Source organism: Streptomyces sp. NPDC091376 (assembly GCF_044757085.1).
GTDB classification, from domain to species: domain Bacteria; phylum Actinomycetota; class Actinomycetes; order Streptomycetales; family Streptomycetaceae; genus Streptomyces; species Streptomyces pratisoli.
Genome location: NZ_JBIVUF010000011.1, coordinates 187,244 through 206,928, shown reverse-complemented (window position 1 = coordinate 206,928; position 19,685 = coordinate 187,244). Strand labels below are relative to the sequence as shown.

16 protein-coding genes and 2 pseudogenes are annotated in these 19,685 nt (G+C 72.0%); 8 read left to right on the top strand and 10 right to left on the bottom strand.

Annotated features, from left to right (window positions below):
- Nucleotide 1: 1 nt before the first annotated feature.
- From ACIQMR_RS24135 to ACIQMR_RS24125, 3 genes are all read right to left on the bottom strand, one after another.
- Nucleotides 2–1,603, bottom strand: a complete 1,602-nt coding sequence (locus ACIQMR_RS24135; protein ID WP_401390793.1) for an acyl-CoA carboxylase subunit beta — start codon at nucleotides 1,601–1,603, stop codon at nucleotides 2–4.
- 151 nt (nucleotides 1,604–1,754) lie between these two features.
- A complete protein-coding gene (locus ACIQMR_RS24130; protein ID WP_401391045.1) occupies nucleotides 1,755–3,434 on the bottom strand; it encodes an acyclic terpene utilization AtuA family protein in 1,680 nt (559 codons plus the stop codon).
- A gap of 2 nt (nucleotides 3,435–3,436) precedes the next feature.
- A complete protein-coding gene (locus ACIQMR_RS24125; protein WP_401390790.1) occupies nucleotides 3,437–4,225 on the bottom strand; it encodes a TIGR03084 family metal-binding protein in 789 nt (262 codons plus the stop codon).
- Between the two features lie 403 nt (nucleotides 4,226–4,628).
- Between ACIQMR_RS24125 and ACIQMR_RS24120 the strand changes: the two genes are divergently transcribed.
- Nucleotides 4,629–5,408, top strand: coding sequence for an SDR family NAD(P)-dependent oxidoreductase (locus tag ACIQMR_RS24120; RefSeq protein ID WP_401390787.1), 780 nt, complete (start codon nucleotides 4,629–4,631; stop codon nucleotides 5,406–5,408).
- Between the two features lie 59 nt (nucleotides 5,409–5,467).
- Here the strand turns inward: ACIQMR_RS24120 and ACIQMR_RS24115 are convergent, their stop codons facing one another.
- Entirely contained in the window at nucleotides 5,468–6,427 is a 960-nt protein-coding gene (locus tag ACIQMR_RS24115; RefSeq protein WP_401391042.1) for an EamA family transporter, read from the bottom strand.
- Nucleotides 6,428–6,613: 186 nt separating this feature from the next.
- Here ACIQMR_RS24115 and ACIQMR_RS24110 point away from each other — a divergent pair, with 186 nt between their 5' ends.
- The 3 genes from ACIQMR_RS24110 (at nucleotide 6,614) to ACIQMR_RS24100 (ending at nucleotide 9,031) form a co-directional block, all read left to right on the top strand.
- A complete protein-coding gene (locus tag ACIQMR_RS24110; RefSeq protein ID WP_401390784.1) occupies nucleotides 6,614–7,471 on the top strand; it encodes a LysR family transcriptional regulator in 858 nt (285 codons plus the stop codon).
- 63 nt (nucleotides 7,472–7,534) lie between these two features.
- Nucleotides 7,535–8,344 carry an HAD family hydrolase gene (locus ACIQMR_RS24105; protein ID WP_401390781.1) on the top strand — a complete coding sequence of 270 codons (810 nt, stop codon included), beginning with the start codon at nucleotides 7,535–7,537 and terminating at the stop codon, nucleotides 8,342–8,344.
- Nucleotides 8,345–8,560: 216 nt separating this feature from the next.
- The gene (locus tag ACIQMR_RS24100; RefSeq protein ID WP_401390778.1) at nucleotides 8,561–9,031 is read left to right on the top strand and encodes a hypothetical protein; all 471 of its coding nucleotides are present in this window, start codon (nucleotides 8,561–8,563) and stop codon (nucleotides 9,029–9,031) included.
- 70 nt (nucleotides 9,032–9,101) lie between these two features.
- Here ACIQMR_RS24100 and ACIQMR_RS24095 read toward each other — a convergent pair.
- From ACIQMR_RS24095 to ACIQMR_RS24085, 3 genes and pseudogenes are all read right to left on the bottom strand, one after another.
- Nucleotides 9,102–9,700: pseudogene (locus ACIQMR_RS24095) on the bottom strand (Uma2 family endonuclease).
- A gap of 115 nt (nucleotides 9,701–9,815) precedes the next feature.
- Nucleotides 9,816–10,595: a GntR family transcriptional regulator gene (locus ACIQMR_RS24090; RefSeq protein ID WP_401390775.1), complete on the bottom strand. Its 780-nt coding sequence runs from the start codon at nucleotides 10,593–10,595 to the stop codon at nucleotides 9,816–9,818.
- The gene (locus tag ACIQMR_RS24085) at nucleotides 10,592–11,134 is read right to left on the bottom strand and encodes a GntR family transcriptional regulator (RefSeq protein WP_401390772.1); all 543 of its coding nucleotides are present in this window, start codon (nucleotides 11,132–11,134) and stop codon (nucleotides 10,592–10,594) included. Before ACIQMR_RS24085 ends, ACIQMR_RS24090 begins: the two co-directional genes overlap by 4 nt.
- Nucleotides 11,135–11,295: 161 nt before the next feature.
- Here ACIQMR_RS24085 and ACIQMR_RS24080 point away from each other — a divergent pair.
- Nucleotides 11,296–11,669, top strand: a pseudogene (locus ACIQMR_RS24080) (ATP-binding protein); the annotation flags it as partial.
- Between the two features lie 11 nt (nucleotides 11,670–11,680).
- On the opposite strand, the gene ACIQMR_RS24075 reads toward ACIQMR_RS24080, so the two are convergent.
- A complete protein-coding gene (locus ACIQMR_RS24075; protein ID WP_401390769.1) occupies nucleotides 11,681–12,343 on the bottom strand; it encodes an HAD family hydrolase in 663 nt (220 codons plus the stop codon).
- 85 nt (nucleotides 12,344–12,428) lie between these two features.
- Nucleotides 12,429–15,344, bottom strand: coding sequence for an FAD-binding and (Fe-S)-binding domain-containing protein (locus ACIQMR_RS24070; RefSeq protein ID WP_401390766.1), 2,916 nt, complete (start codon nucleotides 15,342–15,344; stop codon nucleotides 12,429–12,431).
- 132 nt (nucleotides 15,345–15,476) lie between these two features.
- Between ACIQMR_RS24070 and serC the strand changes: the two genes are divergently transcribed.
- Both serC and ACIQMR_RS24060 read left to right on the top strand, forming a co-directional pair.
- The gene (gene serC, locus ACIQMR_RS24065; RefSeq protein ID WP_401390763.1) at nucleotides 15,477–16,595 is read left to right on the top strand and encodes a phosphoserine transaminase; all 1,119 of its coding nucleotides are present in this window, start codon (nucleotides 15,477–15,479) and stop codon (nucleotides 16,593–16,595) included.
- Nucleotides 16,596–16,966: 371 nt separating this feature from the next.
- On the top strand, nucleotides 16,967–17,629 hold the full coding sequence (locus ACIQMR_RS24060) for a DUF4360 domain-containing protein (protein ID WP_401390760.1): 663 nt from the start codon (nucleotides 16,967–16,969) through the stop codon (nucleotides 17,627–17,629).
- A 229-nt stretch (nucleotides 17,630–17,858) separates the two neighbouring features.
- Here the strand turns inward: ACIQMR_RS24060 and ACIQMR_RS24055 are convergent, their stop codons facing one another.
- Nucleotides 17,859–18,896 (bottom strand): WD40 repeat domain-containing protein, encoded by a 1,038-nt coding sequence (locus tag ACIQMR_RS24055; RefSeq protein ID WP_401390757.1) that lies wholly within the window; start codon nucleotides 18,894–18,896, stop codon nucleotides 17,859–17,861.
- 70 nt (nucleotides 18,897–18,966) lie between these two features.
- Between ACIQMR_RS24055 and ACIQMR_RS24050 the strand changes: the two genes are divergently transcribed.
- Nucleotides 18,967–19,653 (top strand): GDSL-type esterase/lipase family protein, encoded by a 687-nt coding sequence (locus tag ACIQMR_RS24050; protein ID WP_266379344.1) that lies wholly within the window; start codon nucleotides 18,967–18,969, stop codon nucleotides 19,651–19,653.
- Nucleotides 19,654–19,685: the final 32 nt, after the last annotated feature.

The following is a 19,685-nucleotide window of genomic DNA, read 5'->3' as shown; positions in this document are numbered from 1 at the left end:
CTCACATCCGGAAGACGCCGAAGCCGCCGCGCGCGCCCTCGACCGGTGCCGTGTGGATCGCCGACAGGCACAGCCCGAGGACGGTGCGGGTGTCGCGCGGGTCGATGACGCCGTCGTCGTAGAGCCGCCCGGACAGGAACATCGGGAGCGACTCCGTCTCGATCTGCTGCTCGACCATCGCGCGCAGACCGGCGTCGGCCTCGTCGTCGTACGGCTGCCCCTTCGCCGCGGCCGACGCGCGGGCCACGATCGACAGCACCCCCGCGAGCTGCTGGGGTCCCATGACGGCGGACTTGGCGCTGGGCCAGGCGAAGAGGAAACGCGGGTCGTAGGCCCGCCCGCACATGCCGTAGTGCCCAGCGCCGTACGACGCGCCCATCAGGACGGACAGGTGCGGGACCTTCGAGTTCGACACCGCGTTGATCATCATCGCGCCGTGCTTGATGATGCCGCCCTGCTCGTACTCCTTGCCGACCATGTAGCCGGTGGTGTTGTGCAGGAAGACCAGGGGGATGTCCCGCTGGTTGGCGAGCTGGATGAACTGCGCGGCCTTCTGCGACTCGGCGCTGAACAGCACGCCCTGCGCGTTGGCGAGGATGCCGACGGGATGTCCGTGCAGCCGCGCCCAGCCGGTGACCAGGCTCGTCCCGTACAGCGGCTTGAACTCGTCGAAGTCCGAGCCGTCGACGATCCGTGCGATGACCTCGCGCGGGTCGAAGGGCGTCTTCAGGTCCTCGGGGACGATGCCGAGGAGTTCGTCCTCGTCGTACTTCGGGGGCTCGGCCGGGACGGAGGGACCGGGGTGCGCCTTGCGGTGGTTGAGCCGCGCGACGATACGACGGGCGTGACGGACGGCGTCGTGCTCGTCGACGGCGTAGTGGTCGGCGAGCCCGGACGTACGGGCGTGCATCTCGGCGCCGCCGAGGGACTCGTCGTCGCTCTCCTCGCCGGTGGCCATCTTCACGAGCGGCGGTCCGCCGAGGAAGACCTTCGACTGCTCCTTGATCATGACCGTGTGGTCCGACATGCCGGGGACGTACGCCCCGCCGGCGGTGGAATTGCCGAAGACGACGGCGATGGTCGGGATGCCGGCGGCGGAGAGCCGGGTGAGGTCGCGGAAGAGGGCCCCGCCCGGGATGAAGATCTCCTTCTGGGAGGGGAGGTCGGCGCCGCCGGACTCGACGAGGCTGATGACAGGCAGGCGGTTGGCGAACGCGATCTCGTTCGCGCGGAGCGCCTTCTTCAGGGTCCAGGGGTTGCTGGCTCCGCCGCGTACGGTCGGGTCGTTGGCCGTGATCAGGCACTCGACGCCCTCGACCGTGCCGATGCCGGTGACGAGGGAGGCCCCGACCGGATAGTCGCTCCCCCAGGCGGCGAGCGGCGACAGCTCCAGGAACGGGGTGTCCGGGTCGAGAAGGAGCTCGATCCGCTCACGGGCGAGCAGCTTGCCCCGCTTCCGGTGCCGGGCCGTGTACTTCTCGCCGCCGCCGGCGAGTGCCTTGGCGTGCTCGGCGTCGAGCGCGTCCAGCTTGGCGAGCATCGCGGTGCGGTGGGCGGTGTGGTCGGGGGACGTGGTGTCGAGCGCTGTGGCGAGAACGGTCATGGGGCCGGGTCACCTCCGGTGCGGGTGCGGGGCGTGGGCGCGTACGGACGAGCGCGGAGGCTGGGCGCGTACGGACGGGCGCAGGGCGTGGGCGCGTACGGACGGGCGTGGGAGGGCCGCCGCGCGGGGCCTTCTCCCCTGCCCCGCGCCGTCACAGCAGCACCTCCGGCACATCCACGTACCGGGCGCGCAACCACTCGCCCACCGCCTTCGCCTGCGGGTCGAAGCGGGCCTGGGCGGCGACGCCCTCCCCCAGCAGCCCGTGGACGACGAAGTTCAGCGCCCGCAGATTGGGCAGAACGTGCCGTACGACACGCAGGTCCGCGGTTTCCGGGAGAAGTTCACGGAAGCGGTCCACCGTCAGCTCGTGAGCCAGCCACCGCCACGCCTCGTCCGTGCGCACCCACACGCCGACGTTCGCGTCGCCGCCCTTGTCACCGCTGCGCGCGCCCGCGACGAGGCCGAGCGGGGCGCGGCGCACCGGACCGCCGACGGGGAGCGGCTCGGGCAGGTCCGGGTCGAGGGCAGGCTCCAGGGCGCGGGTGTGCGCGGCCGCCTGTACCGTCTCGCGCCGCCCGTCCGGCAGCACGGCGACGTGCTCCACCGTGGTCGCGTCCACGTACGCCGTTTCGAAGACGCCGTAGGGCGTTCCCTTTCCCGGCGGGGCGGTGACGTGGAAGCCCGGGTAGCTGCCGAGTGCCGCCTCGATCGCGGCGCCGCTGACGACGCGGCCCACGGCCTCCGCGTCCGGATCCCGTACCACCAGCCGCAGCAGCGCGCTTGCGGTCTCCTCGGTGTCCGCGTCGGGGCGGTCGGTGCGGGCCAGGTCCCAGCGGACCTCCCCGGGACGGGACTTGGCCCGGGCGAAGGCGTCCTCGATCTGGTCGCGCACGAGCCGCGCCTTGGCGTCGATGTCGAGGCCGGTCAGGACGAACACGACTTCGTTGCGCCACCCGCCGAGACGGTTGAGGCCGGTCTTGAGGGTGGGCGGCGGGGCCTCGCCGCGTACGCCGTCGACACGGACGCGGTCGGGGCCGTCCTGGGTGAGGCGTACGGAGTCGAGGCGCGCGGTGACGTCGGGTCCCGCGTACCGCGCACCGCCCGTCTCGTACAGCAGCTGAGCCGTCACCGTGCCGACGTCGACGACTCCGCCGGTGCCGTCGTGCTTGGTGATGACGCAGGAGCCGTCGGCGTGCACTTCGGCGGCGGGGAAGCCGGGCCGCCGCACGTCATGTCCGGTGAAGAAGGAGTAGTTGCCGCCCGTCGCCTGCGTCCCGCACTCCAGGACGTGCCCGGCGACGACCGCGCCGGCGAGCGCGTCGTACTCCTCGGGCCCCCAGCCGAAGTGCCACTGCGCGGGCCCGGTGACGAGCGCGGCGTCCGTGACGCGTCCGGTGACGACGACGTCGGCCCCGGCGCGCAGGCACGCGGCGATGCCGGCGCCGCCGAGGTAGGCGTTCGCGGCGAGCGTGCCGGGGAAGCGGGCGGAGAGGTCGTCGCCCTCGACGTGTGCGACCCGTACGGGTACGCCGACACGGGCCGCGAGTTCGCGTACGGCGTCGGCGAGTCCGGCCGGGTTGAGTCCGCCCGCGTTGGCGACGATCCGCACGCCGCGCTCGTGGGCGAGCCCGAGGCTCTCCTCCAGCTGGCGCAGGAACGTCTTGGCGTAGCCGAGGCGCGGGTCCTTCATCCGGTCGCGGCCGAGGATGAGCATGGTGAGCTCGGCGAGATAGTCCCCGGTGAGGACGTCGAGTGCGCCGCCGGTGAGCATCTCGCTCATCGCGTCGAAGCGGTCGCCGTAGAAGCCGGACGCGTTGCCGATGCGCAGCATGCTCACGCCCCCTTGGGCGCGCGCCCGGGACCGGCGGGGCCCGCGAAGGCCTGGGCGATGTCCAGCCAGCGGTCGGCCTCGGCACCCTCGGCGCGTACGGCGAGGTCGTCGCGGTGCGCGCGCTGGGTCACCAGCAGACAGAAGTCCAGCGCGGGGCCGGTGACCCTCTGGGCCGCGTCCTCGGGCCCGTACGCCCACAGCTCGCCGTCGGGGCCGGTGAGTTCGACCCGGAACTCCTGCTTCGGCGGTTCGATCCCGCGCACGGTGTAGGCGTAGCCACGGGCCCGTACACCGATGTGCGCGACGTGCCGCAGCCGGGCGGTCGGTTCCCGTACGACGCCGAGCGCGTCGGCGACGTCCTGGCCGTGCGCCCAGGTCTCCATCAGCCGCGCGGTGGCCATCGACGTGGCGCTCATGGGCGGCCCGTACCAGGGGAAACGGGACCCGGCGGGCGCGTCGCCCAGGGCCTGCCGGAGCCCGTCGCGACCGGCCCGCCAGTGGGCGAGCAGCTCCCGGGGCGGCCGGCGGGCGCCGGCTTCGGCGGCACGGTCGACGAAGGTGTCGGGCGCGACGAGGGCCTTCTCGACCTCCTCGGCGAACGCTCCGGGGTTGGTGACGGCGAGCAGCGCGACCTCGTCGGTCCAGGCGAGATGGGCGATCTGGTGGGCGATGGTCCAGCCGGCCGCGGGTGTCGCGGTCGCCCACTGCTCGTCACTCAACTCGCCGACGAGGCCGTCGAGTTCCTCGCTCTCTGCGCGCAGGTCGTCGATGACGACCGCGGGGTCGGGCACGGGGCGCTCCCTCCGGGACACGGCGTGGTGCCCCGGAGCATGGCAGCGCGAACAGAAACAAGCAAGCGTGCTTGCTTTACTTTTTCGAGCCGGGGGTGGGGTGGGCGGGGCTGCCGAAAGGGACGGATCGGGCTCCGAAGGAGGGGCACGGCGCTCTGCCGAAAGGGGCGGGGCGGGCTGCCGAAGTGGCCGGGCGGCCACCTCCGAGTTCCAGCCGGGCTGCCTCCGGGGTCCGGCTGGGCTGCCGAAGTGGCCGGGCGGCCACCTCCGGGTTCCAGCCGGACTGCGTCCGAGTTTCAGCCGGGCTGCCTCCGGGTTCCGGGCGGGCTGCCTCCGGGGTCCGGGCGGGCTGCCTGCGGGGTCCGGGCGGCCGACGCCGAGGTGCGACGTCTAGGGTGCGGACATGACACCGCAGGCATACCTCTCCGAGCTGTTCTCGCTGGACGGCCGGGTCGCCGTGGTGACCGGCGGCAGTTCCGGCATCGGCCGGGCCATCTCCGGGGCCCTCGCCCGGGCCGGGGCGAGTGTCGTGATCGTGGCGCGCGAGGAGGCGCAACTGGCCGCCACGGTGGGCGAGCTGACAGCCGAGGGCTGCCGGGCGGCCTGGGTGAGCGGCGACCTGAGCACCCGCGACGGCGTGCGTGCGGCGGCCGAGGAGGCGGCCGGGGTGTTCGGGGAGCCCGACATCCTCGTCAACTGCGCCGGGGTCAATCTGCGGCCGCCGATGGGCGAGTTGGGCGAAGAGGTGTGGGACACCACGATGGCGGTGAACCTGGAGGCGCCCTATCTGCTGGGCCAGCGGTTCGGGCCCGGTATGGCCGATCGCGGCTTCGGGCGGATCATCCACATCACCTCCCAGCAGGCGCATCGGGCGTTCGTCCAGAGCGGCGCCTACGGGGTCTCCAAGGGAGCGCTGGAGTCACTGGCCCGTTCACAGGCCGAGGCGTGGTCGCCCCATGGCGTCACCTGCAACACGCTCGTACCGGGGTTCGTGATGACGCCGCTCAACGCGCGGCTGTCGTCCGACGCGGAGAAGGTCGCGGCGCTGGCCTCGCGCACGCTGGTCGGCCGGAACGGACTGGCCGAGGACTTCGCGGGCGCGGCGGTCTTCCTCGCCGGCCGCGCCTCCGCCTACGTCACCGGTCAGTCGATCTTCGTCGACGGCGGGTTCTCCGTCCATTGAGGTCCTGGCCGTCCCCTGTCGCGAGGTCCCACCACCTATAGCCGAGGCGCTCGGCGAGGTCACTTCCCCCGGGCGCGGCCCACCTGAGTCCGTACCGCACCCATGCTCGCCGCCACGACCAGCGCGATCGCCAGCGCGTCGGCCGCGGAGAGCGCCTGGTGCAGCACGAGGAATCCGGCCGTCGCGGCGATCGCGGGCTCCAGGCTCATCAGCACGGCGAAGGTGGAGGCGGGCAGCCGGCGCAGGGCCAGCAGCTCCAGCGTGTACGGCAGCACGGACGACATGAGCGCGACCGCGAGGCCGAGCCCGATCGTGGACGGGACGAGCAGCTTGTCGCCCGCCTCGACGATGCCGAACGGCAGGCTGATCACCGCTCCCACCACCATGGCGAGGGCGAGGCCGTCGGCCTGCGGGAAGCGGCGGCCGGTACGGGCGCTGAAGACGATGTACGTGGCCCACATCGCACCCGCGCCGAGGGCGAACGCGGCGCCGACCGGGTCGAGCCGGTCGAAGCTGCCGCCGCTGAGCAGGACGACACCGCCGAGGGCGAGGCACGCCCAGACCACGTTGATCAGCCGTCGCGACACGATCACGGAGAGCGCGAGCGGGCCGAGCACTTCGAGGGTGACGGCGGCGCCGAGCGGGATTCGGTCGGCGGCCTGGTAGAAGAGCATGTTCATTCCGGCCATGGCGGCGCCGAACGCGACGACGGTGCCCCAGTCGGCGCGGGAGTGGCCACGGAGCCGGGGCCGGCAGATCACCAGGAGCACGACGGCGGCGAGCACGAGCCGCAGGGTGACGACGCCGAGCGCTCCCGCGCGGGGCATCAGCAGCACGGCGACGGCGGCGCCGAACTGTACGGAGAGGCCGCCGGCGACGACCAGCGCGACGGGCCCGAGCGCGCCGCGCCCACGACCGGCGCCGCGGTCCAGGGCGCCTGCCGCTTCGGGCAGGACGACGGCGGAGGCGGCCGCCTGCTCCGCGCCCGCGCCCACTCCCTCACCGACGTCCGCACCCACGCCAGCGCTCGCGCTCGCGTTCGCGCCACGGGTCCCGCTCACCGCTCCACCTTCGTTCACCCGACTGAACTTTCAGTTCAAGATACTGCACTGGAGTTCATCGGTCCACTTGCTTCCACCTTCCACGCTACGGAAGGCCGCGCCGTCCGTGAAATGCCTAGTGGGCTGCGGTTATGCTTCGAACGCATGAGCATCGAGCTGCGTCACCTCCGCTGCTTCCTCGCCATCGCGGAGGAACGGAGCCTGACCAGGGCCGCCGCCGCGCTGCACCTCACCCAGCCCGCCGTCTCCCGCTCGCTCGCCGCGCTGGAACGCCACCTCGGCGTGCGTCTCGCCGACCGCTCCACCCACCACCTGGACCTCACCCCCGAGGGCCGGGCCTTCCGTGACCGGGCCGCGGCGGCCGTCGCCGCCTTCGACGACGCCCTCGACCCCGCCCGCCTGCACCACGGGCCCCTGCGGCTCGGGCACGCCTGGTCCGCCTTCGGCGCGTACACCACGCCCCTGCTCCGCCGCTGGCAGGAAGAGCATCCGGACACTCCGCTGGAGCTCCTCCGCATCGACGACCGCACGGCGGGCCTGGCCCGCGGCGAGGTCGACGCCGCCGTACTGCGCGGCACGGTCGACACTCCGGGCCTGGTGACCGCCCTCCTGTTCACGGAACCCCGCGTCGCGGCGGTCACCTCCGACGGCCCGCTGGCGGACCGCGCCGCCCTGACCCTCGACGACCTGGCCTCGGGCCCGATCGTCCTCAACACCGTCTCGGGCCTGACGACGCTCGACCTCTGGCCGCCGGGATCGCGCCCGGCGACGACACTCACCGTCGGCAACACCGACGACTGGCTCACGGCGATCGCCGCCGGCCGCGGCGCGGGGGCGTCGGCGGCCTCCACGGCCCAGATGCACCCCCACCCGGGCGTCACCTACCGCCTCCTGACCGACGCCCCGCCCGTCCCGGTCGTCCTCGCCTGGCGCGCGACGGCTCCCCACCCGGCGCTCGGCGCGCTGGCAGCGCTCGCGCGCGAACTCAGCGGCAGGGGCTGAGCCGGCGGGCGCGGCCCGAGCCGCACTCCTGGAACCGTCGGACCCGGGACCTAACATGTGCCGATGCAGCGCCCCCGGCTCATCGCCACCGACCTCGACGGCACCCTCCTGCGCAGGGACGGCACCCTCTCGGCCCGCACCGTGCGCGCCCTGCGGACCGCCGTCGACGCCGGCGCGGAAGTCGTCGTGGTCACCGCCCGTCCACCGCGGTTCCTCGATGTGCTCGCCGCCGCGACCGGCCTGACCGGGACCGCGGTGTGCAGCAACGGCGCGCTGGTGTACGACATCGCGGCACGCACCGTCACGAGGTCCCTCGCCCTGCCGCTGTCCACCGCCCGCGAGGTGGCCACCGCGCTGTCGGCCGCCGCCCCGGGCCTGGGATTCGCCGTCGAGACGGGCCACACGTTCCTGTACGAGCCGTCCTACCGCCTGCTCCTGTCCGGCAACGCCCGCTCCGAGCTGGCCGTGGCGTCTCTGACGGACCTGTGGCTCTCGGACGTGCCCATCGTGCAGCTGCTCGCCCACTCGGTCCGGTTCGAGGCGGACATGCTGCTCGCCCTCGCGGTGAACTCCGTCGGCGGAGCGGCGCAGTTCACCCACTCCGGCGGCCGCGGCCTGCTGGAGATCAGCGCACCGGGCGTCACCAAGGCCGCCACGCTCTCCGCCCTGTGTGCCGAGCGCGGCATCACGGCCCAAGAGGTCGTCGCCTTCGGCGACATGCCCAACGACCTGACCATCCTGCAGTGGGCCGGCACCGCCTACGCCATGGGCAACGCCCATCCGTCCGTCCTGTCGACCGTCCCCCACCACACGACCTCCAACGAGGACGACGGCGTGGCCCGCGTCCTGGAGCGCCTCTTCGACGGCGACTGAGCCCGCCGTCGATATCGCGCCGCCGGCCGCTGTTCCGACGGCTTGTCAGCCGCGGCCGTCGGTACGGCGCTACGACCTCGAACAGCGCCCCGGGAACCGCTTGTCGGACACCCGGCGTCTGCGGTACAAACGCGCGACACCAGGGACGAGATTCGGCCACTCCTGTGCCCGAACGTCCCACGATTTGACGTGAACACAACTATGTGGGGGGTTGTCATGCAAGGACGCTGGGAGAAGCTGAAGCAGAGATCCGGCATCAGCCTGTTCATCATCGCCGTGGGGCTCGGGCTCTTCTTCTTCGTCGGGAGCGGCTCGCAGAAGCCGACGGGCTGGGGCGCCGCCTACACGTTCGGCACGCCGGCCACCGTCGACCTGGCCAGTTCCTGCAGCATCGAGACCATCGGAGGCGGCAAGGGCACCGGCAAGTGCGAGGGCGTGAAGTGGACGGCCGGCGGGCAGTCGCAGACCGGCACGCTGTACGCGTTCGAGGACGACATCAAGCGGTCCGCGGACGGTGACCTCACCTTCGCCGGCGAGGCGAAGGCGCTCGGCGACCGGGCCTACGGCCGTCCCGAGTCCTGGATGGTGGTCTTCCACCTGGCGGTACTGGGCGTGGCGTGCCTCGGCGTGCTCGCCCTGCTCGGCAGCCTCGTGGCGGCGGCCCTGCCGACCCGCCGACGGGCCTGACCGCTCCGAACGGCCCCGGACACAGGTCCGGAGACAGTGGGGGCCGCCGACCGGAGCGGCCCCCACTCCCTCAGTCGCGGGGGAAGTCGGCGGTGTCGAGGGTGAGGTCGAGGAGTGTGGTGGTGAGGTCGACCGACCCGCCGAAGGCCACGGTCGTCTCGATGACCTAGTCGCCGTCCTTGGGCTGGGTATTGACATGGCACTTGCCGACGTACGGGTCCGCGACCAGGTAGACCGGCAACTCGGCGGTGACATAGGCGGTCTTCTTGGGCCCGTAGTCGTTCGCGGCGGTGCCCTTCGAGATCACCTCCGCGATGAACTCGACGTCCTGGTGGCCCCAGCGGCCCTCGCCGTTCCTCACCGCGCCGTCGTGAAACTTCGCCACGTCCGGGCAGAGCCGTTCAGTTGGCCGGGGAAGTCGATCCGTACGTCCGATGTGACCTTCGCACTCATGCCGAACCTGTCCTCCAGGGCCCGGACGATGCGGCGGATGATCTCCCACTGCGAGTCCCGCTGCGGCGACATGTAGACGGTCCCCTCGACGATCTCGACCCTGTATCCCTCGGGGACGGGCATCCGCTCGAGCGCCTCGAACATCGCGTCCAGGATGCGCTCGTTGTCGCTGTCAGCCATGGCCATGTCGATCCTGTCGGTCGCTACGACGGTCATCGTGGCGCTCCTCCCCGGCTGCCGGTCGTCGCACGCAGCCGCGCGGTACAACGATACGTACGGCCCCGACGAAACGCCCGCAGCGCCAGCAGTCCAGCAGGCGCGATTACGTCCGTCAGCCGGGCGTGAACTCGTAGCGCAGTTCGTAGAGATGACCCGCCTTGACCATGACCGTCGCTTCGATGGGGCGTTCACCGTCGCTGTACACGACGCGCAGCGTGCGAAGTACGGGAAGGTTTCCGGGCAGGACGAGGACCGCACACTGTTCCTGCGTGGGGACTCGCGCAGAGACATGGTCGACACTCAGTCGCGGCGGGAAGCCGAGTTCGGCAAGGAGTACGGGACTTCCGCCCTGAATCCTGCGTCGGTCCGTAAGGGGCGTGCCCTGCGCGATACCCAGCGGGTAGTACGAAGCAACGAGTTCCGCGGGTTCGTCGTCGAGCGTCAGCAGTTGACGGCGCAGCACTGCCGCCGCCCCCTCCTCGATCCCGAGGGCCGCCCTCACATCCGCCGGCGGCACGATCGTGACGACTTCGAGAAGCGTGCTGCGCGCCCGCACCCCGCCCTGCTCCGCCTCGGCAAGCCAGCGGTACGGGTCCCCGGCACGGGCGGGAGCCATGTACGCGGCCGGACGCAGGGTCCGTTGCCTGTGCTCGCGTACGGTTACGGCCGCTCCGGCACGCCCCACGACCAGCCCCTCGTCCTTGAGGAGCTGGAGTGCCTTCTGAACGGATGCGCTGGACGCGTCGAATCGCACCTTGAGCTGGGAGGTCGAAGGGAGGCTGGCGCCCGGTGCCAGGTCGCCGCCCATGATCTCGTCCCGCAGGTCGGCGGCGATCCGCTCGTGCAGTGGGCGTCGGTCGAACGCGTCGGCGTCGGTTCGAGGCACGGTCATCCGATCCTGATCTCGTAGCGCAGGCGCTGACGATGGGCGGGCATGGTCATCAGATCGGCCTGAATCGGTCGGTCATCCCTGTCGAGCGTGAGCCGGGTCAGTTGCAGCACAGGCGCGTCCGAGGGGAGGCCAAGCGTTTCGCACTCCTCGGCCCGGGGGAGCCGAGCCGTCACGTCCTCACGTACGCGGACACCGACATAGCCGAGTTCGGCGAGCAGCGTGACCGCCCCGCCACGGATCTTGGCCGTCCCCGCCAGCCGGGTGCCGCCGGCGATCTCAGTCGGGTAGTACGTGTCCGTCAACTCGCAAGGTTCACCATCCAGTTCGATGATGCGCCGACGCACGATCACAGGCGCCCCGTCAGCCGTTCCGAAGAGTTCGGCGACCACGGACGGGGCGGGCACTTCCCCGGCATGGACGATGCGCTGGGTCCCCTGTCGCCCCTGAGTCGCGGCCTCGTCACCCCACGCATCGCCCCGACCCTGCAGGCGCGGCGCGAGATAGGGCAGCGAGGTGCTGACCCAGTCGCTGCTGCTCATGAGTCCTCCAAACCGGCTGACGAACTTCGGACTGTGCATTACTGCGTACCGCAGGCGACTCACTCTAAGTGCCACCCCTGGCCCCACCTTGCTGCTTTTCGTGAATAGCAGTACGGTCCTCGCGATCGTACAACCCTGCTCGCACAAGGCGGTGGTTCCCTGTGTCCCTCTCACAGCAACGGCGATTCCCGAGGTCCGCTCGATCCGTCGGTGCGGCCCGATCCTTCGCCCTCGACGTACTCGCACAATGGGCATCACGGACCGGCACGACGACGTACGGCTCTGCGTGTCCGAACTCGCCACCAACGCGCTGCTGCACGGGGTCCCACCCGGGCGGGAGTTCTGCGTCCGAATCGCGGTCGATGGTGCTCTGTTACGCGTGCACGTACGCGACAGCGGTGACGGCCGACCCGAAGTGCAATCTCCCAGGGAGGACGCCTGCACCGGGCGCGGCCTGCGCATCGTCGCCGAACTGGCCGATGACTTCGGCGTCACGGAGCATGTCGTCGGCAAGACCGTCTGGCTGGAGTTCAAGATCGCGGCACCTCACGACCGACCCGCTGCCTCCAGCAGCTTCGGCAGTTCGCGCATGTCGTCGAACACGACCGTGCCAGGCCCTTCCAGCCGGGACGCCGGGGTCAGGCGGCCGCAGTAGCCGAAGGAGCGCATTCCCGCGGCGCGCGCGGCCTGGACACCGTAGCGGCTGTCTTCGACGACCGCGCACCGGGCCGGGTCCACGCCCATGGAACGGGCGGCGTGCAGGAAGAGATCGGGTGCGGGTTTTCCGTTGCGCACGTCAGCGGCGCTGAAGACACGGCCCTCGAAACGCTCGTTCAACGCGGTGAGCTTCAGACTGTGCCGGATGCTTTCGTGCTCGCCGTTCGAGGCCACGCAGAATGGCACTGTCAGACGGTCCAGAGTCTCGGCGATCCCGTCGACGGCCGTCAGTTCAGCGGTGAGCGCCTCCCGGTACAGGTGCTCGTACTCCCGCTGCCAGTCCTTGTCCAGGCGTCGCCCGAGCCGCTCCTCGACGGCGGCCGTGTAGACCTCGGTGGACGAGCCCACGAAGAGTTCGACGATCTCGGCCCGGGAGAACGAGCACCCGAGCTCCGTCAGGATCGCCGCGTCCACCTTGACGCATATCCGCTCGCTGTCGACGAGCACACCGTCGCAGTCGAAGATGACCAGTTCGACAGAGGGTCGTGTCATGAACGGCAGCTTAGGTCCACGGCCTCACCGGGTTCGGAAGGGTGCGCTCGCCGGCGGCAGCCTGGGCCCCGCTCCGGCCCGGTTCTCAGTCACCCGGCCCATGGCTCCCCGTCGCCTCCCCCAGCCCCTCCGCCAGGACCTCCGCCAGGTGCCGCCCCCGGCGGCCCGTCAGCTGTTCCAGTTGCGTGCGGCAGGAGTAGCCGTCCGCCAGCAGTACGGCGTCGTCGCCCGCCGCCCGTACCGACGGGAGCAGTTGGTCCTCCGCGCAGGCCACCGACACCTCGTAGTGGCCGCGTTCGAAGCCGAAGTTGCCCGCCAGGCCGCAGCAGCCGCCGCTCAGGGTGCCCGTCAGGCCGGCGCTTTCGCGCAGGCGGGCTTCCGCGGCATCGCCCAGCACCGCGTGCTGGTGGCAGTGGGTCTGGCCGGCGACGTGGCGGTCCAGCCGGGGCGGGCGCCAGTCCGGGGCGCACTGTTCGAGGCCCTGGGCGAAGGTGCGGACCGACGCCGACAGGCGGGCCGCACGCGGGTCGTCGCCGAGGAGCTCGGGAAGGTCCGACTTCAGGGCCGCCGCACAGCTGGGTTCCAGGACGATCACGGGAACGCCCAGGTCCAGCAGCGGCTCCATCGTGTCCAGGGTGCGGCGCAGCACCGCGCGGGCCCGGTCGAGCTGGCCCGTCGAGACATACGTGAGGCCGCAGCAGACCCGGCCCTGCGGCAGCGCGATGCTCATCCCCGCCGCCTCCATGACCGTCACCGCCGCCGCCCCGGCCTCGGGCGTGAGGTGGTCGGTGAAGGTGTCGGGCCACAGCACGGCCGTACGGTCCTTCGTGAAGACCTCTGTACGGGCGGCCATGTGCCCCCGCAGCCGGCGCCGCAACGTGACCGGCGCGATCCGCGGGACGTCCCGCTCGGGGGCGATGCCCGCGGCGCGCTTCGCGAGCCAGGCCAACGGGCGGACCCGGGCGGCCGCGTTCAGCACCCCGGCGAACGGCGCGGCGAGACGCAGCCACTGCGGCAGCCTGCCCATCGCGTAGTGGGACGCCGGCCGCACGCGACCCGCGTAGTGATGGTGCAGGAACTCCGCCTTGTACGTGGCCATGTCGACGCCGACCGGGCAGTCGCTGCGACAGCCCTTGCAGGACAGGCACAGGTCGAGTGCGCCCAGGACCTCCTCCGAGCGCCAGCCGCCGGTCACCACCTCGCCCGCGAGCATCTCGTGCAGCAGCCGGGCACGGCCGCGCGTCGAGTGCTGTTCCTCGCCGGTCGCGCGGAACGACGGACACATCACGCCCGGCCCGGAACTCGGGCCCTCCACCCGGCACTTGGCGACACCGACGCACCGACGCACGGCCGCCGAGAAGTCCCCGCCGTCGTGCGGGTACCCGAAGGAGACGTCCACCGGCCGCCTCGGCAGCACCTCGAAGCGCAGGTCCTCGTCGAGCCGCGCCGGGCGGGCCAGTACTCCCGGGTTCAGCCCACCCGCCGGGTCCCAGAGGTCCTTGAACCGGGCGAAGAGGCCGACCAGTTCGTCCCCGTACATCCTCGGCAGCAGCTCCGCCCGCGCCAGCCCGTCCCCGTGCTCGCCCGACAGCGAGCCGCCGTGCGCGACGACCAGCCCGGCGACCTCCTCCGAGAAGGAACGGAAGCGCCGTACGCCCGCCTCGCTCAGCAGGTCGAAGTCGATACGGACATGGATGCAGCCGTCGCCGAAGTGCCCGTACGGCGTCCCGCGCAGCCCGTGCTCGGCGAGCAACGCCCGGAAGTCCCGCAGATACGCGCCGAGGCGCGCCGGGGGCACCGCGCAGTCCTCCCAGCCCGGCCAGGCCTCTCCCCCGGAGCCTTCGGCCCGGGTGGGGGTGCCCCCGGCGTGGCCGGGTGGAGTACCCTCACCGTCCGGCATCCTGGTCGCGGTACCGGCCGCGTCCTCCCGGATCCGCCACAGCGCCCGCTGCCCGGCCGGGTCGGTGACCACGGTCCCGTCGAGCGCGTCCGCGCCGGTGACGATCTCCTCCGCCCGCGCCCGGGCCTCGGCGCCCGTCGCCCCGCCCGTCTCGACGAACAACCACGCACCGCCGCGCGGCAGTCCCCGGCCCACGGCGTCCGGGACGAGGTCCTCCGCCATGCCCTCGACCGTCAGCGGCCGGTGGGCCAGCAGACCGGCGGCGGCCTCCGCGGCCGCGCTCTCGTCCGCGTATCCCAGAACGGCGAGGGCCCGCGCGGGCGGCGACTCCACCAGCCGCACGGTCGCCTCCGTCAGCACCGCCAGCGTGCCCTCGCCTCCGCAGAAGGCGCGGGCGAGGTCCACCCCGTTCTCCGGCAGCAGCGCGTCGAGCGCGTATCCCGAGATCCGGCGGGGAAGGCCCTGCGGGAAGCCGGTGCGCAGCAGCGCCAGGTTGCCGTCGACGAGCTCGCTCAGCCCGGCCGGCGCCCCGGACCACCCCTGCCCCAGCCGCAGTTCAGCGCCGTCGTACGTCACCACCGACAGTTCACGCACGTTGTCCGCGGTCGTTCCCCACGCCACGGAATGCGAGCCGCACGCGTTGTTGCCGATCATCCCGCCGAGCGTGCAGCGGCTGTGCGTCGACGGGTCCGGCCCGAACGTCAGCCCGTACGCCCCCGCCGCATCCCGCAACCGGTCCAGCACCGCGCCCGGCTGGACGACCGCCGTGCGCGCATCCGGGTCCACGGAGAGCACGGCCCGCATATGGCGGGTGAAGTCGAGGACGACCCCGACGCCCGTCGCCTGCCCGGCGATCGACGTCCCCGCGCCCCGCGGCACCACCGGGACCCCGCGTCTGCGGCAGACGTCGAGCACCGCCGCCACGTCCGCCGCGTCGCTCGGCGCGACGACCCCGTCGGGCACCCGCCGGTAGTTGGACGCGTCCATGGTCATCAGGGCGCGAGCCCCGGCCCCGAAGTCCACCTCGCCCCGGACCTCCGCCCGCAGCGCCCGCTCCAGCGCCTCGCGCTCCTTGCGATCAGCCGTCCTGCGATCAGCCATGGGCCCAGCGTGCCCCACCTCGATCGGGTGACGCGTGGACGGCACGGAAAAGGCGTCCCGATCAGTGATCGCTTGTCTCATCCGCCGGACAACGGGCCCGGTGACCTGGCGGAAACGACTAGGCTCCGGCTCGTGGCCGATATTCAGATTCCCGCTGACATCAAGCCCGGCGACGGTCGTTTCGGCGCCGGACCCTCCAAGGTGCGTACGGAGGCGCTTGACGCCCTGGCCGCCACCGGTGCGTCTCTGCTCGGTACCTCCCACCGCCAGGCCCCGGTCAAGAACCTGGTCGGCGCGGTGCGCGACGGCGTGCGCGAGCTGTTCTCCCTCCCCGAGGGCTACGAGGTGATCCTCGGCAACGGCGGCTCGACCGCGTTCTGGGACATCGCGACGCACGGGCTCATCGAGAACAAGTCGCAGCACCTGTCCTTCGGCGAGTTCTCGTCGAAGTTCGCGAAGGCGGCCAAGCTCGCCCCGTGGCTGTCCGAGCCGACCGTCATCTCCTCCGACCCGGGTACGCACCCGGAGCCCCGCGCGGAGGCGGGTGTCGACGTCTACGCCCTCACCCACAACGAGACCTCCACCGGTGTGGCGGCCCCCCTCGAGCGGGTCGAGGGAGCCGACGAGGGCGCGCTCGTGCTCGTCGACGCCACGTCCGGCGCCGGCGGCCTTCCGGTCGACATCTCCGAGACCGACGTCTACTACTTCGCGCCGCAGAAGTCCTTCGCCTCGGACGGCGGCCTGTGGATCGGCGTCTTCTCGCCCGCCGCACTGGAGCGGGCCGCCCGCGTCCACGGCTCCGGCCGTCACGTCCCGGAGTTCTTCAGCCTGCCGACCGCGATCGACAACTCGCTGAAGAACCAGACGTACAACACCCCGGCGCTGTCGACCCTCTTCCTCCTCAACGAGCAGCTGAAGTGGTTCAACGGCCAGGGCGGCCTGGACTGGGCGGTCCGCCGCACCGCGACCTCCGCGCGCACCCTGTACGGCTGGGCCGAGGAGTCCAAGTACGCGACGCCCTTCGTCGCCGAACCGGCGCAGCGCTCGCAGGTCATCGGCACGATCGACTTCTCGGACGACATCGACGCGGCGGCGGTCGCGAAGGTGCTGCGGGCGAACGGGATCGTGGACACCGAGCCGTACCGCAAGCTGGGCCGCAACCAGCTGCGGATCGCGATGTTCCCGGCGATCGACCCGGCGGACGTGCAGGCGCTGACGGCCTGCGTGGACCACGTGATCGAGAAGCTGTAGACGTCGGACGTCAGACGTCGGACGACGGTACGTGGAAGGGCCCGGCGGGGGTATGCCGCCGGGCCCTTTCGCGTGCCGCCGCCCCGCAGCCGGGTCGCGCCGAGGGGCGTACGGCCGCGCGCACGAAGTGACCGTTACGTGGAGGTGGCGTGCAGCTGCCGTGTAGGTACGGCTAATAACCGCCCTATCCGGCACCGGAGTTGGTCCCTACGATCCAAGCGATCCGCTGCAGTTGGCATGTTCACGCCTCAACAGTTTCCTCGCGGTCGTCCGTCCGGGGCGGGACATGGGATCGGCTGGACCCCCCACGGTTCATGTCACGCAAGGCCACCGAGCACCTCCCTCTCCCTCCATCGAACGGAGTGCGCACCATGTCCCGAACGCCCCACGCCTTACGCGCGAGCGCCGCCATCACGGCGGTCCTCGCCTCCACGCTCGTCGCCGGCAACACCACCAGCGCGAACGCCGCCATCACCGCACCGCCCGACAAGATCGTCATCGAGGTCGCGACGGTGAACGGTTCGGGCTGCCGTCAGGGCACCGCCGCCGTCGCCGTGTCCCCGGACAACACCGCCTTCACCGTCACCTACAGCGACTACCTCGCCCAGGTCGGCGGGGGCGCGTCGCCCACCGACTTCCGCAAGAACTGCCAGCTCAACCTGATCGTCCACGTCCCGAGCGGCTTCACCTACGCCGTCGCCAGCGCGGACTACCGCGGGTACGCGAGCCTGGAGCGCGGCGCCACCGCCATCCAGAAGGCCTCGTACTACTTCCAGGGCTCGCCCGACACCGCCGCCAGGAACCACCCCTTCGCCGGGCCGTACGACAACAACTGGCAGGCCACCGACGAGACCGAGTGGGGCCAGCTGGTCTGGGCGCCCTGCGGGGTGAAGCGGAACTTCAACATCAACACCGAGCTGCGGATCAAGGCGGGTACGTCCAGCGCCTCGAAGACGAGCTTCATCACGATGGACTCGACGGACGGTGAGATCAACACCGTCTACCGCCTGGCGTGGAAGGAGTGCCCGGCGTAGCCGGACCGCCTGCCGTGAACCGGGGTGACGCCGGCCGGACTCCCGCGGCCGGCGTCCCTCCCACCGGGTGGGCCCGCGCCGCTCGCGGGCCCACCCTTCCACGGACCGGCGACCGGACGGACACGCCTCAGGACCGCCCCCGGGCCCGCCCCAGGACCGCGCAGGACCGGCTGGGAGGCGCGGCAGGACCGGCTGGGGAAGCCCTGCCGGGAACCCGGCCGGGAACGTACTAGGACCGGCGGCGTCGGGAGCGGAGCACGAGTGCCGCGACCACCACGGCGACCACGGCTCCCGTCGGCACGGCGAACCCCTTGCCGCCGCCGTCGCCGTCCGGCGCGGCGGAACCCGCCTCCCCGGAACCGGAACCGGACGGCGCCTTCTCGCCCGGCCCCTTCGCGTCGTCCTCGCCGACGCCCCGGCGTACGACCTCGCTGCGGTCCCCCTCCGTCCCGAACATCAGGGCCTTGCCGTCCGTCGTGTACGAAACCGACTCGGACTGCCCCTGCAGGGGCGCGCTGACATGGTGGTCGGCGCCGAGCCGTCCGTCGCGCCACACGTAGCCGCGCGCGCTGAAGTACGAGCGGAGCACCAGCTCCTTGCCGTCGGGCGAGAAGGCGCCGTCCGTCACCCACGGCACCTCCCCGATCCGGCGGAAGACGTTCGTCCCGCCCGTCACCAGCCGGGCCGGGCCCTCGTAGAGCCCGCCGCCGTCCTCGTTCTTGCTGGCGATGTAGACCCGGCCGGTCTTCGGATGGACCATCATCGCCTCGGCGTTCCGCGCTCCGTCCGCGTACCGCACCGTGTACTGGGTGGCGTGGACGGTGACGTCCCGCAGCTTCCGCGGCTCGGGGAAGCGGTAGATCCAGACGTGGTCCCAGCTGCCGTTCGCGTTGTCGCCGATGTCGCCCACGTAGACGTCGCCGTCGGGCCCGACCGAGATGGCCTCCATGTCGCGGGGCCTGCCGACGCCCTGGAGCGTGACCGTCGCGACGGTCTCGCCCGTTTTGGAGTCGATCGCGAAGACGCGTGGTGAGTCCTGGTCGTTGTGGGTCCAGTACACGCCCGGGTGGGCACGGCTCGCCGCGAGACCACTGGACTCCGTGATCCGCGGATCCTTGATCGTGAAACCGCCGTCGTCGTCGGCGGCGGCAGACGCGGCGGACGCGGCGGACGCGGCGGACGCGGCGGATGCGGTGGGAGCGGCGGCGGCCAGGACCACCAGGGAGGCGGCGACGACGGCCGCCCGAGTCGTACGCAACGAACGCATGCCCCCAAGTGTCCATCGTCACGTCACCGCCCGGGGCCCCGCCCGGCGGGGGTCGGCCATCATTACCCCCATGCGTTTCATGTTCGTCGGTGACTCCATGACCATCGGACGCGCCGGCGACTTCACCTGGCGCTACCGGATGTGGCAGCACCTCAACCGCTCCTTCGGCGGCCCGTACCGGATCGTCGGCCCTCGTACCGAGCTGTACGACACCGCCGCCGACGCCCCCGTCTCGACCGTCTACGCCGACCCGGCCTTCCCGGACCGTGCCCGCAAGCACCTGGCGGGCTGGGGCGAGGGCTGGCTGCACATGGCGCCGCTGATCCGGGAGACGGTGACCACGACGAAGGCGGACGTGCTGCTCGTCTCGCTGGGCCTGATAGACCTCGGCTTCTACACCAACAGCACCCAGACCGCTCTGAACGCCCGCGCGTTCATCGCCGCGGCCCGCGAGGCGAACCCCCGTGTGCGGGCCGTCCTGATGCCCGTCATCCCCAATGTCCGGGCCCTGTCCGACGCTCCCTTCGCCGCCGAGTGCGACCGCTTCAACGAACTCCTCGCCAAGACGGTCGCGGACCTCGACTCGCCCGTCTCGCCGATACTGCTGGCGTCCACGCCCGAGTCGTACGACATCCACTCCGACACCTACGACGGCACCCACCCGGGCCCGTCGGGAGAGCACAAGCTGGCCGCATCCTTCGCCACCGCGATGCACCAGGCATGGGACCTGGGCGGCCCTTACGAGCCGGCGGCATAGACACGGCTGTCAGGGCTGTCACGGCTGTCGAT